The following is a 12,431-nucleotide window of genomic DNA, read 5'->3' as shown; positions in this document are numbered from 1 at the left end:
ATTCACCCCAGGATATTTTTGACCAGAAAATGCGGCAAAAAAGGCCGGGGATCGTTCCCGATTGAACAGGCACAAAAAAAGGCCGCCCCGAATGGAGCGGCCTTGTCATAAGCGGGAATGCCCGTCTTATTCGTCTTCCAGCGCCTCAACGGCCTTTTGAAGATCGTCTTTCGACACTTCTTTTTCAGCCACATCAGCCAGTTCAAAGATGTAGTCAATGACCTTGTCTTCGAACAGCGGTGCCTGGATCTGCTGGCGCATCTGCGGGTTTTGCTGAACAAACTCAAAGAACTGACGTTCCTGACCCGGGTATTGACGCGCCTGATTCATGATCGCCTGGGTGAACTCTGCATCAGAGACCTGGATCTCGTTTTTCTGGCCCAGTTCGGCCAGCAGCAGACCAAGGCGCACACGACGTCCAGCCAGTTTGTTGTGCTCGTCGGTGGGTTCAACTTCCGGGTGGTCGTGGCCTTCCACTTCCGGGTTTTCCTCATGCCACAGCTGATGAGCGATCTGCTTGGCTTCTGCATCCAGCAGCGACGGCGGCAGGTCGAACTCAACCAGCTTGTCCAGCTCATCCAGCAGGCCACGCTTCATCACGGCACGGGCTGCACCGCCGAACTCAGCTTCAAGACGCTCGGCGATCTGAGCTTTCAGAGCCTCGAGGTCTTCGGCACCGAATTTCTGGGCCAGCTCATCATTGATTTCTGCGGCAACCGGTTCCTTCACCTCATTCACGGTGCATTCGAACACGGCATCTTTACCAGCCAGGTGTTCAGCGCCGTATTCAGCGGGGAAGGTCACTTTGACTTCCACTTCTTCGCCAGCCTTAGCGCCAACCAGTTGGTCTTCAAACCCCGGAATGAACGAGTTCGAGCCCAGAACCAGCGGGTAATCGTCGCCAGCGCCGCCTTCAAAGGCTTCGCCGTCCACTTTGCCCAGGAAGTTGATCACAACCTGATCACCGTCTTTGGCTTTCGACCCTTTTTTGCGGGCTTTGAAATCCTGCGCGGTTTCGGCCAGGTTGCCCAGGGCTTCTTCCACGTCAGCGTCACCAGCCTTCACAACCATCTTCTCGAGCTTGATGCCCTTCAGGTCGACTTCCGGAATTTCCGGCAGAGCTTCGTAGGTCATTTCGACCTCGACGTCGTCGCCTTCTTTCCAATCTTCGTTGGTCATTTTCACATCGGGCTGCAAAGCCGGACGATCGCCGCTTTCCTCGAAGTGCTTGTTCATCGCACCATCAATCGATTCCTGCATGGCTTCGCCCATCAGGCGCTGACCAAACTGCTTTTTCAGAAGCGCCATCGGCACCTTGCCCTTGCGGAAACCTTTCATCTCCACTTCCGGCTGCGCCTCGGCCAGCTTTTCATTGACCTTTGCGTCCAGATCGGCCGCGGGAACCACGATTTTGTAACCGCGTTTCAGGCCTTCATTCAGGGTCTCGGTGACCTGCATGTCGTTGTCCTTCTTTCATCTTTGGTGCGGGTGGAGGGACTTGAACCCCCACGCCTCGCGGCGCCAGAACCTAAATCTGGTGCGTCTACCAATTTCGCCACACCCGCATAACCTTAACGGCGCACCGGTTGATTTCTGTCTGACCGGACGCCGAATTCGCGCCCTTCTAGCAAAGGACGCCGGGGGATGCGAGAGGAAAAATCGCAAAGTGAGTCCGCTTTGCCACGTTGCTTTGATGATTTTCCGTCTGCCCGGAAAAATCGTCGCCCTTAACCGTTTGTTGGCCTATCGTCGGTATCAATGAGCAGCGCCCCGCAAGAGGGCAAAAACAAAGATGCAGGTGGTGTCCCCATGACGTTTCAAACACGGGGGCTTGTTTCGGCATATGATCGACAAGCCCGGCATATTTATTCTTCCGGTATTGGCGCGGGTGCGCGGGTTTTGACGTTATCAGGTGAAAAGCCGATCACCGAGATCAAGGCCGGAGAGCGTCTGGTGGCCGCAGATGTAGGTGTTGTCCGTCTTCGTGCCATCAGCCGAAAGACGATGCACCTGCAGGACATGATCCGCATCAATCCGACAGCGATGTTTGGATTGTCCGGAAAGGACGCCTTTCACGTGGCTCCAAACCAACCTGTTCTGCTCCGAGGCTGGATGGCACAAGCCATGTTTGGAAAAGAACAGACACTTGTGGCAGCACATCGCCTTGTGGATGGAGAACTGTTCAGCCGCCCGACTGAGGCAGGCACAGTCACTCTATTTCAGTTGCATTTCGCAAAACGTCATCTGATCCGCATCAATGGTCGGGACATGTCATCTACCCCTCTCCCCGCGCAGAAAGAGGCTTAACAGAAACAATGCCATATATTTAGGCGCATTACCTCAAAATGCGAAACAGCCACATTAACAAACCTCACCGCCGCCCCAATTCTGCCCCATTTCCAAATAAATGGTTACTCAGGGATAAATCCGAACTGATGTAAAAGGGTGCTGCCATGACTGCCTTGACCAGCAACAACGTTTTTCACGACGCCACATCTGCCCAGGCGGGCCTCACGAAAGGTACGATCGTCCTGACGTTGCGTGGCGAGGTCGCCGTGGAAGACCTGCGCGAAGGCGACCGCATCATCACACGTGATGTCGGAGCCCAACCGTTGCGCGCGATCGAGCAGAGCACCGCCAAAAGCGCGCTCATCCAGAAAGGCAGCCTTGGTGCGAACATGCCGGAACGTGACACCCGCGTGGCCGCTGAGCAGGCCATCCTGCTGCGTGGCGAAAAAACTTCTCTGGTCAGCGTTAGCAGTCTGGCAGGCGAAGTGCGGGAAACTCTGGAAAAAACGACGCTCTATCGCCTCATCTTCGACCGCAACCATGTCATCTACGCAAATGGTGCTGAGCTGACGACGGGTTAAGCCCCGATTTTCCGAAACACCTTTGGCAACATCTCCGGCAGATCCTCCGCGATCAGTCCCGGTCCGAACTCCAGGGCACATTCCACGTGCAGCCAGGCGGCCGTTTCGGCAGCCTGCATTGGCGAAAATCCCCGCGCCAACAGCCCGGTGACAAACCCGGCCAACACATCCCCTGACCCGGCGGTGGCAAGCCAGGGCGCGGACCGATCATAATGCGCCGAACTGATCGAACATCGCCCGTCCGGCGCGGCAATCACCGTATCCGGCCCTTTAAATAGCACCACACAGCCCGCCCGCGCCGCCGCCTCGCGGGTGGCATCCACCTTGGAATAGGCCGGACCTTTGGTGGCGGGAGCATTCAGTTTTTCAGCGACATCCGGGAACAGCCGCGCAAACTCACCGCCATGGGGGGTGAGCACGCAGTTTTCGTGCAGCTGATCAAAAAAAGCCTGCGGTTCCTCCGCAAAAGCCGTCAGCGCATCAGCATCCAACAACGTAGCACGTTGCGCCCGCAGCGCCACAGGCACCAACTCCCGCACCCGCTCAATGCCCAAACCGGGGCCAAGGCAGATCGCATTGAACCGCTCATCCGCGAGTACTGCCTCCAATGCCTGTTTGTCCCCAACCGGAGACAACATGATCGCATCCAGACGCGCCGCATTTTCCTGAACGGCACCGGGCGTGGGAGCAACGGTCACCAGCCCTGCCCCAATGCGTAAAGCACCTCGCGCCGACAACCGCGCAGCCCCGCCTTTGCCAGAAGGCCCCGAGAGGATTAGGGCGTGACCATGGGAGTATTTATGCTCATCCGAAAACTTTGAGACATATGGGTTCAAAGGCAAAGTAACTTTACGGCATATCACACGTCCAAGCCGCGCTTCACCACTTAAGTGTATCAATGTATTTCTGGAGAGTGTCCCGGGACCCTGCGTCGAAGACAACCCAATATCGACAATATCCACAGTTCCACAACTTGGCGGCCCATTCTCCAAAAGATGACCATTCTTCTCCGAGTGAAACGTCAGCGTTAAATTGGCGAGGTTCGCATGATCCAAAGGTTGATCATCCCCTAGCCACTTTCCTGAATCTGCACATAATCCACTTGGGACGTCCACGGCCACCACTCTGGGAAGCCCGTCATGTAACTCCCAAGATGAGCTACAATAGTTCAATGCCATTGCGAGATGTCGAAAGCCGAGAAAAGGCCGCTTTAGGCCCGTGCCGAAAAGAGCATCAATGATCAAATCAACGCCATCATCTTCTTCCGGCCAGCCATCAAACACATCATCTGCGAGTGCCTTCACCTCCCCCAATGCGCACCACCGCTCATAATTCACCCGCGCATCCGGCGGCAGCCTTGTCGCGTCCCCGTAAAGAAACACTTCCACCTCCCAGCCGCGCAAATGCAACAGCCGTGCCACAACAAACCCGTCACCGCCATTGTTACCCGGCCCGCAAAGCACAACCGCCCTTTTTTTCTTGTCAGAAATATCCTGGGGTTCGAGGGCTTCCTGGAAATGATCCGGGGGATCATTTCGCCCGATGAACGGGCGGATCCCTGATGCAGGATGGGGGGCAGTGCCCCCCTGCCCGGCTTCCTCACCCACCGCCAGTTCCGGCCATTCCTCAAAAATCGCCTCAACCACACCCCGCCCGGCACGCTCCATCAACTCAAGGCCTGTGACCTCACCTGAGTCGATTGCAGCCTGTTCAATGGCGCGCATTTGGGCAGCCGTCAGCAGTTCCGTCATCTCGATCCTTTCTGCAATTGCACAATTTCACGCCATATCGCCTAAATTTTGTGCATAAGCCCCAAAAACTGGCACAGCTGCGCGCCGTAACAGAGACCAACAATTGTCCGGCCACAGGGAACATGGTCTGTCTACTTCTAAAGCGTTTCACCAGAAATCTGTATCACTGATTTGGGGCGAAACGATCGGAACGTAGATATGTTGTGCTGCGTTTTGCTTTCTCCTGAGGTCAGGCAAAAAGCAAGACGCTTTCATGCGCAAACTGCCATTGGGGGAAGCCAGATGAAAAAGATCGAAGCGATCATCAAGCCGTTCAAACTGGACGAGGTGAAAGAAGCGCTTCAGGACATCGGCGTTCAAGGTCTGTCGGTGATCGAAGTGAAGGGGTTTGGCCGCCAGAAAGGTCATACCGAGCTGTATCGCGGCGCCGAATACGTGGTCGATTTCCTGCCCAAAGTGAAGATCGAAGTGGTTCTGCCCGCCGATCAGGTGGACGAGGCCATCGAAGCCATCGTCGAAGCCGCCAAGACCGACAAGATCGGTGATGGCAAAATCTTTGTCTCCCCCGTTGAACAAGCCATTCGCATCCGCACCGGTGAAACCGGTCTGGACGCCGTGTAATCCGCCCCTTCCCGGGCATCCAAGTTTCTGAAACAAAGGAAAAAGCAATGAGCACACAAGCCGTACTCAAGCAAATCAAGGACGAAGACATCGCCTATGTCGACATCCGCTTCACCGACGTGCGCGGCAAGCTGCAGCACGTGACCGTGGACAGCGATCTGGTGGATGAGGACTTCCTGGAAGAAGGCTTCATGTTCGACGGGTCGTCGATTGCCGGTTGGAAGTCGATCGAAAACTCCGACATGAAACTGATGCCGGACACCAACAGCACCTATGTTGATCCGTTCTATGCCGAAAAAACGCTCTGCGTGCACTGCTCCATCGTGGAGCCGGACACCGGTGAGAAATACGGCCGTGACCCGCGCGGCACCGCCGAAAAAGCCGAGGCCTACCTGAAGTCGTCGGGTATTGGCGATGTGGCTTACATGGGGCCGGAAGCAGAATTTTTCCTGTTTGACAACGTGCGTTACCAGGTTGGCATCAACAAAGTGTCTTACGAAGTGGACGCCGTGGACGCCTCGTGGAACACCGACACCGATTATGAAATGGGCAACTCGGGCCACCGTCCGGGCGTCAAGGGCGGGTATTTCCCGGTGAACCCGATTGATGACGCGCAGGACATCCGCGGTGAAATGCTGTCGACCATGAAGTCGCTGGGCATGAAGACCGACAAACACCACCACGAGGTGGCATCGTGTCAGCACGAGCTGGGTCTGATCTTCGACACCCTGACCAAACAGGCTGACGAGCTTCAGAAATACAAATACATCATCCACAACGTGGCCCACGCTTATGGCAAGTCGGCAACCTTCATGCCGAAGCCGATCTCGGGTGACAATGGCACCGGGATGCATGTGAACATGTCGATCTGGAAAGACGGCAAGCCGCTCTTTGCAGGCGACAAATACGCCGACCTGTCGCAAGAGGCGCTGTGGTTCATCGGTGGTGTTCTGAAACACGCCAAGACCCTGAACGCTTTCACCAACCCGTCGACCAACAGCTACAAACGCCTGATCCCCGGCTTTGAAGCCCCGGTTCTGCGCGCCTATTCGGCCTCGAACCGTTCGGGTTGCGTGCGTATTCCGTGGACCGAAAGCCCGAAAGCCAAGCGCGTGGAAGCTCGCTTCCCCGATCCGGCCGCGAACCCCTACCTGTGCTTTGCCGCCCTGCTGATGGCTGGCCTTGACGGTATCAAGAACAAGATCGATCCGGGCCCCGCTCAGGACAAGAACCTTTATGATCTGCCGCCGGAAGAGCTGGAAGGTATCCCGACAGTTTGCTCCAGCCTGCGCGAAGCACTGGACGCACTGGCCGAAGATCACGACTTCCTGCTGGCCGGTGACGTGTTCACCAAAGACCAGATCGACGGGTATCTCGACCTGAAATGGGATGAGGTTTACGCCTACGAGCACACCCCGCACCCGATCGAATTCCAGCTTTACTACAGCTGCTGATCGCTTTTGCGGTTCATCACACCAAGGGCGCCTTCGGGCGCCCTTTCCTTTTTGAAAAGCTATTTTTGCCCCGGCTTGGTATCGAAGTTCCGCCAGTGGAAGGGCCGGAAAACAGGGTTAACACAGCTTAAGGCCTGAGGCACCGCCAGCCATATCGGCATGCAATTGGTCCATTTTGGCCGTATTTCTTTCCCGTAAACTGCATATTCACGAGGCATTCTGAGGTCAGACAAACACCAAACCGCGCCTGAATGCCCTGAAACGAATGAGACCTTCGCCATGCCCCTCTTTGCACCAAAACATCAGAAACTGGCCCCGATGACCCGGTCAGGAAACCTGTTTTCCCGGCTCTTCACCCAACGTCGCTCCGCCAATCCGCCGCGCACCATTCGCCATTGGACCCCGCAACAGGGCTTTGTCGAAATCCCCGTCGGCTGCTGACATCTCGGCTGCGGACATAAGGCGCGGATTGACCCGAATGTCAGGCCCGCTCGGCTTGTGGTAAACGGATCCCAAGTTCCGCCAGACGCGTATCGCGCAGGACAAAGCTGTGGATCGAAAAGATCACGGCACGTGTCTTCGGCAGGCGTCGCATTCCTTGCCGCTCCACCCGCAGAAACTTGCGCCCTGACTGCACCGGGCCTCTCTTATCCTCTTCCCGACGCGGTTGATGCAGTTCCGGATCCCCGTAAATCAAAGCATTCGCCCGCCACATCGGGCGGCCAACCTGAATACCGTCAAACAGGCGCTGAACCCGGCGGGCAATTTCGGGCGTATATTCCTCAACCGGCACATGAATGCGGGTCATAGGTTGCAGGAATTTCTGCTCCAGCGTCCAGCTGGCAGGAAAGCACAGGATTGCCGCGGTCAGCACATGCTCATCCCCGATCTTTTCCATGATAACAAAATCTTCCTGAACCAAGGCCCCTACGGTCAGGAGCGGTGCAGCGCGATTGATCTCGATTTGCGCCCCATCGGGACATATCACCCTCTCGGCGTGGATTTCGAAGTCACTGTGCGCACGCAATTCCTCCAATACCGTCTCTAAAAGCTCTTGTGCGGCGGGCAGGGCCGTTTCCGACAGGCGGTGCACGGCATCCCCCTTATCTGACATCAACTGACGGCGGTGGTTCATCTGGGCGTCATAGGCGTCATCAACCCAAAGCCATTCCCCGGGTGCGGTCGGTGTCAGTCCTGGCAGGCGCCGGGTATGCTCATCCTCCCACGGGCGAAATGGCAATTCCTGTTGGCAAATCTCGACCATTCTAACTCCATGTTTCCGGGCCTTTGATCAGTCCTACCGTGACAAAGCCCGGCTGGGCTGACAAGCGGGGCCGTGCCGTGACGGAAGCATTTTGTCACGTCCCCTCACGTTCCTGTGCATTTGCACAACAATCCCTTGAGACCTGGGGCATCTGCCCCCAATCTCAGGGCAACACCGGTTAGTCCCTTGTCGGACAGGCGCTGGGAAAAGGAATACCGGCCCCACCCACCGGGACCGGCAAGAAACCGGGACCGGCAAGAAAAAGGATCTGTGGATGCCGACCGAGCGTTTCACTTTCAAAGGGCATGGCGGACATGATCTGGCGGGGCGGCTGAACCTGCCTTCGGGACCGCATCTGGGCACCGCCCTGTTTGCCCATTGCTTCACCTGTGGCAAGGACATTGCCGCCGCCCGACGCATCGCGGATCGCCTTGCCGGGCTGGGCATCGCCGTTTTGCGGTTTGACTTCACCGGGTTGGGCCAGTCAGACGGCGCGTTTGAGCACACTCATTTTTCTTCGAATGTAGAAGATATCCTGCTCGCCGCTCAGGCTTTGAAAGCGCGCGGGATGGCCCCGGACCTCCTGATTGGTCATTCGCTGGGGGGCGCGGCCATCCTTCGGGCGGCGGCACAATTGCCGGATACGCAGGCCGTCGTGACCATCGGCGCGCCCTCGACGCCTGCCAATGTCATCCGGCAATTTGAAACCGCCCTGCCCGATCTCAACGCCGAGGGAACGGCCCGTGTCCAACTTGGCGGTCGCCCGTTCACCCTGCGACAAAGCCTTGTTGATGATTTGCAGGAGCAGAAAATAGATGAGGCCATCCACAATCTGAATGCCGCCCTGCTGGTGCTGCATGCCCCGCGCGACGAAGTGGTCTCGATTGACCATGCCGCGAAGATTTTCATCGCGGCCAAGCATCCGAAAAGCTTTATCACCCTTGATGATGCCGACCATCTGATCACCCGACAGGCGGATGCGGAATATGTGGCCGAGGTAATCTCGGCCTGGGCAACCCGTTACATTGACCTGACCCCACCGGCCCCTCCGATAGGTGCGCCAGAAGGCATCGTGCGGGTGGCCGAAGCAGATGCAGACGGGTTTTTGCAAGACATTCAGGCCGGTCCGTTTCATCACACCCAGGCCGATGAACCGATGGCCTATGGCGGCACCAACAAGGGCATGTCGCCTTACGGGTTTCTCTCAGCCGGGCTTGGGGCCTGCACATCCATGACCATCCGTATGTATGCACGTCGCAAAGGCTGGCCGCTGACCCATGTGCGGGTGGATGTCAGCCATAACAAGGTTCACGCGCAGGATGCCGACACCAGCACACGGGCAAAGATCGACAAGTTCCGCCGCGAAGTGATGCTGGACGGGCCCCTCAGTCAGGACCAGCGCCTTCGACTTCTGGAAATTGCTGATCGCTGCCCGGTGCACCGTACGCTTGAAGGCACAAGTGAAGTGGAGACCGTGTTGGTTGAGGCATAGCCCGGTCATTCCCGCCACAATTCAGGTGAAAATACCGCTCCTTGCCGTGCGAATACCGTTTTGCCTTGACCTTGTCCGCCCGCCTTACGAAAACGCTGGGCATGAGCACTGGTAAACTGACAATTGATCTTGATGCCGTGGCCGCAAACTGGCGGGCACTGGATGCGAAAACCGCAAATGACGTGCAGACCGCCGCGGTGGTCAAGGCCGATGCCTATGGCTTGGGTGTGGCGAAAACCGCGCGGGCGCTGGCCGCCGCAGGCGCACGCCGCTTTTTTGTCGCCGCCGCTGAAGAAGGGGCTGCCCTGCGCGAAGCCTTGGGACCGGGACCGGAAATCAGCGTGTTTTCCGGCCACATGTCCGGCGACACCGACATGATCCATGATCTGGGTCTTGTGCCGATGCTGAACTCGGTCGAACAGGTCACCCGCCATTTCGAAGCCCTGCCCGGGCACCCGTTTGGGGTCCAGCTTGATACCGGTATGAACCGCCTTGGCATGGAACCGGGCGAGTGGGCAGCCTTGCGCGACATCTGTCTGGCGCAGGGGCCGCGCCTGGTCATGAGCCACCTTGCCTGTGCCGATGAACCGGACCACGAGATGAACAAACGCCAACTTATGGCGTTTCATGACATGACCGACGGCATTGATGCCCCGCGCAGCCTGTCGGCCACCGGGGGGATTTTGCTTGGGGAAGATTACCACTTTGACCTCACCCGCCCCGGAATTGGCCTTTATGGCGGCTTTCCGTATGAGGAGGCGCAGCCCGTGGTGGAACTGGACACCCCGGTTATTCAGATCCGCGACGTGGCCATCGGCGAAAGTGTCGGATATTCAAACACCTGGATCGCAGAGCAGCCCACACGCGTAGCGACGGTGGCCGCCGGGTATGCGGATGGCGTCAACCGCGCGATTTCCAACAAGGCGGTGTTGTTTCACGAAGACACCCCCTGCCCGATCCTGGGACGCGTTTCGATGGACATGATTGGCGTCGACATCACCCATCTGGACGGCCTGCCCAAATCCCTGACGCTTTTGGGCAAACATCAAAGCGTTGATGACCTTGCCGCTGTGGCCGGGACCATCGGCTATGAAATTCTGACACAGCTGGGCGCACGGTATTCCCGCCGCTATGCACGAGGCCGGGAATGACCGCCCTGACCACCCCTCTGGCTGCAATCGGCCGCTCGGTTCTTGGCTTTCTGGCCCTGATCGGTCGGGTAGCGATTTTTGCCGGGCAGGCGCTGGGCCATATCCTGCGCCCCCCATTCTATCCGCGCGAGTTTCTCGCCTCGGTGATCAATATCGGCTATTTCAGCCTGCCCGTTGTGGGGCTGACCGCCATTTTCACCGGAGCGGCGCTGGCCCTGCAGATCTATTCCGGCGGACAGCGTTTTTCGGCCGAAGCCGTGGTGCCGCAGATTGTTGCCATTGGCATGGTGCGAGAGCTTGGCCCGGTGCTGGTGGGGCTGATGATCGCCGCCCGCGTCACCTCTTCCATCGCGGCTGAAATTGCCACGATGAAGGTGACCGAGCAGATTGATGCGCTGGTCACCCTGTCGACACACCCGATGAAATACCTCACCGCCCCGCGCGTGCTGGCCGCCATTCTGGTGGTGCCAGCCCTGGTTGGGATTGGAGATGTGATCGGCATCATGGGGGGCTATATCGTTGGCACCAAGCAACTGGGCTTTGCCCCTGGCGCTTATATCACCAACACTTGGAATTTCCTTGAAAGCGCCGATATTGTATCTTCTCTGGTCAAGGGGGCGGTGTTCGGGTTTATCGCCGCCGTAATGGGCTGCTTTCACGGCATGAATTCCGGGCGCGGCGCACAGGGTGTCGGTCGCGCGACCAAGACTTCGGTTGAGGCCGCCGCCGTGATGATCCTCGCCGCCAACTTCCTTCTCACCAGCTTTTTCTTTGTCTCATGATTGAACTCAAAAACGTCCATAAAGCCTTTGGTCCGAAACGCGTTCTGGATGGCGTTGACCTGACGATCAACAGGGGCGAAAGCATGGTGATCATCGGTGGATCCGGCACCGGGAAATCTGTGCTGCTCAAATGTATTCTTGGGCTGATGCAACAAGATAGCGGGCTGATCACGCTGGATGGGGAAGACACGTCAAAAGTGGAGCGTGACGCGTTTCTGGCCCGATTTGGCATGCTGTTTCAGGGGGCCGCGCTGTTTGACAGTCTTCCTGTCTGGCAGAACGTCGCCTTTCGCCTGTTGCGTGGATCTCTGAAACGTCCGCGTGACGAAGCCCGTGAGATTGCCATTGAAAAGCTGCGCCGCGTGGGGCTGACCCCCGACGTGGCCGATCTGTTTCCGTCCGAACTTTCTGGCGGGATGCAGAAACGTGTGGGCCTTGCCCGTGCCATTGCCGCAGAACCCGAGATCATTTTCTTTGACGAACCCACCACCGGGCTCGATCCGATCATGTCCGGTGTGATCAATGACCTGATCCGCGAAATTGTGGTGGAAATGGGTGCAACCGCGATGACCATCACCCATGACATGTCTTCGGTCCGGGTGATCGCAGACAAGATCGCCATGCTGCATGCCGGCAAGATCCAGTGGACCGGCCCGGTGAGCGAGATGGACACTTCGGGTGACCCCTACGTGACCCAGTTCATTTCCGGCAGCGCCGAAGGACCGATCGAAGCGGTGCGGTGATATTCCCCGCTATCCTTGCCGATTATGCTGCGAATTCAATCACATATCGGTGACCAATCTTTGCCCCTCTACCCAAATCGCAGTTTTCTTGCTATAATCAACTCCTGATTAAAGCGTTTCGGGATAAACCTGAAACACATGTTTCTTCCGAAACGCCCACGACATTGATATCTCATGCGGCGTTTCAACTTTTCCCTGTCTCAGGTTAAAGTCGAAACGCTTTAGAAAATTCATTAAAGCGTTTCGGCCCGAGTAACTGCCCGAGCTGAACAAAAAAACACTTCAAAATTCGGCCAGTTTCCG

General features: G+C 57.3%; 12 protein-coding genes and 1 tRNA gene. 9 read left to right on the top strand and 4 right to left on the bottom strand.

Annotated elements, in window-relative coordinates; all coding sequences use genetic code 11:
* Nucleotides 1–126: 126 nt before the first annotated feature.
* A complete protein-coding gene (tig, locus tag XMD517_RS01915) occupies nt 127–1,458 on the bottom strand; it encodes a trigger factor (RefSeq protein WP_173487270.1) in 1,332 nt (443 codons plus the stop codon).
* A gap of 22 nt (nt 1,459–1,480) precedes the next feature.
* A tRNA-Leu gene (locus XMD517_RS01910) sits at nt 1,481–1,565 on the bottom strand.
* Between the two features lie 244 nt (nt 1,566–1,809).
* On the opposite strand from XMD517_RS01910, the gene XMD517_RS01905 reads away from it, so the two are divergent.
* Nucleotides 1,810–2,307: a Hint domain-containing protein gene (locus XMD517_RS01905; RefSeq protein WP_173487271.1), complete on the top strand. Its 498-nt coding sequence runs from the start codon at nt 1,810–1,812 to the stop codon at nt 2,305–2,307.
* Nucleotides 2,308–2,453: 146 nt separating this feature from the next.
* On the top strand, nt 2,454–2,870 hold the full coding sequence (locus XMD517_RS01900; protein ID WP_173487272.1) for a Hint domain-containing protein: 417 nt from the start codon (nt 2,454–2,456) through the stop codon (nt 2,868–2,870).
* On the opposite strand, the gene XMD517_RS01895 is transcribed toward XMD517_RS01900, so the two are convergent.
* On the bottom strand, nt 2,867–4,621 hold the full coding sequence (locus XMD517_RS01895; protein ID WP_173487273.1) for an NAD(P)H-hydrate dehydratase: 1,755 nt from the start codon (nt 4,619–4,621) through the stop codon (nt 2,867–2,869). The two genes, XMD517_RS01900 and XMD517_RS01895, sit on opposite strands and share 4 nt — an antisense overlap.
* Nucleotides 4,622–4,903: 282 nt before the next feature.
* Here XMD517_RS01895 and XMD517_RS01890 point away from each other — a divergent pair, with 282 nt between their 5' ends.
* The 3 genes from XMD517_RS01890 (at nt 4,904) to XMD517_RS01880 (ending at nt 7,137) form a co-directional block, all read left to right on the top strand.
* Nucleotides 4,904–5,242 carry a P-II family nitrogen regulator gene (locus XMD517_RS01890; protein WP_055192654.1) on the top strand — a complete coding sequence of 113 codons (339 nt, stop codon included), beginning with the start codon at nt 4,904–4,906 and terminating at the stop codon, nt 5,240–5,242.
* A gap of 47 nt (nt 5,243–5,289) precedes the next feature.
* Nucleotides 5,290–6,696 (top strand): type I glutamate--ammonia ligase, encoded by a 1,407-nt coding sequence (glnA, locus tag XMD517_RS01885; protein ID WP_173487274.1) that lies wholly within the window; start codon nt 5,290–5,292, stop codon nt 6,694–6,696.
* Nucleotides 6,697–6,975: 279 nt separating this feature from the next.
* Nucleotides 6,976–7,137 (top strand): hypothetical protein, encoded by a 162-nt coding sequence (locus XMD517_RS01880; protein ID WP_173487275.1) that lies wholly within the window; start codon nt 6,976–6,978, stop codon nt 7,135–7,137.
* 40 nt (nt 7,138–7,177) lie between these two features.
* On the opposite strand, the gene XMD517_RS01875 is transcribed toward XMD517_RS01880, so the two are convergent.
* Nucleotides 7,178–7,960: a DUF3445 domain-containing protein gene (locus XMD517_RS01875; protein WP_173487276.1), complete on the bottom strand. Its 783-nt coding sequence runs from the start codon at nt 7,958–7,960 to the stop codon at nt 7,178–7,180.
* A gap of 274 nt (nt 7,961–8,234) precedes the next feature.
* On the opposite strand from XMD517_RS01875, the gene XMD517_RS01870 reads away from it, so the two are divergent.
* The 4 genes from XMD517_RS01870 (at nt 8,235) to XMD517_RS01855 (ending at nt 12,128) form a co-directional block, all read left to right on the top strand.
* Nucleotides 8,235–9,452, top strand: coding sequence for a bifunctional alpha/beta hydrolase/OsmC family protein (locus tag XMD517_RS01870; protein ID WP_055192712.1), 1,218 nt, complete (start codon nt 8,235–8,237; stop codon nt 9,450–9,452).
* Nucleotides 9,453–9,553: 101 nt separating this feature from the next.
* A complete protein-coding gene (gene alr / locus XMD517_RS01865) occupies nt 9,554–10,603 on the top strand; it encodes an alanine racemase (RefSeq protein WP_173487277.1) in 1,050 nt (349 codons plus the stop codon).
* Entirely contained in the window at nt 10,600–11,385 is a 786-nt protein-coding gene (locus XMD517_RS01860) for an ABC transporter permease (RefSeq protein ID WP_173487278.1), read from the top strand. Before alr ends, XMD517_RS01860 begins: the two co-directional genes overlap by 4 nt.
* Nucleotides 11,382–12,128, top strand: coding sequence for an ABC transporter ATP-binding protein (locus XMD517_RS01855; protein WP_173487279.1), 747 nt, complete (start codon nt 11,382–11,384; stop codon nt 12,126–12,128). The genes XMD517_RS01860 and XMD517_RS01855 overlap by 4 nt, the downstream gene beginning before the upstream one ends.
* Nucleotides 12,129–12,431: the final 303 nt, after the last annotated feature.

The sequence above is a fragment of the Aliiroseovarius sp. xm-d-517 genome (genome assembly GCF_013283135.1).
GTDB classification, from domain to species: Bacteria; Pseudomonadota; Alphaproteobacteria; order Rhodobacterales; family Rhodobacteraceae; genus Aliiroseovarius; species Aliiroseovarius crassostreae.
The sequence above is the reverse complement of the archived record's forward strand: the minus strand, read 5'-3'. Positions and strand labels throughout refer to the sequence as shown.

Bases quoted from the DNA above. Each gene is read 5' to 3' on its own strand.
- alr (WP_173487277.1), top strand. From the start codon at position 9,554: ATGAGCACTGGTAAACTGACAATTGATCTTGATGCCGTGGCCGCAAAC.
- XMD517_RS01900 (WP_173487272.1), top strand. From the start codon at position 2,454: ATGACTGCCTTGACCAGCAACAACGTTTTTCACGACGCCACATCTGCC.
- XMD517_RS01905 (WP_173487271.1), top strand. From the start codon at position 1,810: ATGACGTTTCAAACACGGGGGCTTGTTTCGGCATATGATCGACAAGCC.
- XMD517_RS01875 (WP_173487276.1), bottom strand. From the start codon at position 7,960: ATGGTCGAGATTTGCCAACAGGAATTGCCATTTCGCCCGTGGGAGGAT.
- glnA (WP_173487274.1), top strand. From the start codon at position 5,290: ATGAGCACACAAGCCGTACTCAAGCAAATCAAGGACGAAGACATCGCC.
- XMD517_RS01855 (WP_173487279.1), top strand. From the start codon at position 11,382: ATGATTGAACTCAAAAACGTCCATAAAGCCTTTGGTCCGAAACGCGTT.
- XMD517_RS01860 (WP_173487278.1), top strand. From the start codon at position 10,600: ATGACCGCCCTGACCACCCCTCTGGCTGCAATCGGCCGCTCGGTTCTT.
- XMD517_RS01880 (WP_173487275.1), top strand. From the start codon at position 6,976: ATGCCCCTCTTTGCACCAAAACATCAGAAACTGGCCCCGATGACCCGG.
- XMD517_RS01890 (WP_055192654.1), top strand. From the start codon at position 4,904: ATGAAAAAGATCGAAGCGATCATCAAGCCGTTCAAACTGGACGAGGTG.
- XMD517_RS01870 (WP_055192712.1), top strand. From the start codon at position 8,235: ATGCCGACCGAGCGTTTCACTTTCAAAGGGCATGGCGGACATGATCTG.
- XMD517_RS01895 (WP_173487273.1), bottom strand. From the start codon at position 4,621: ATGACGGAACTGCTGACGGCTGCCCAAATGCGCGCCATTGAACAGGCT.
- tig (WP_173487270.1), bottom strand. From the start codon at position 1,458: ATGCAGGTCACCGAGACCCTGAATGAAGGCCTGAAACGCGGTTACAAA.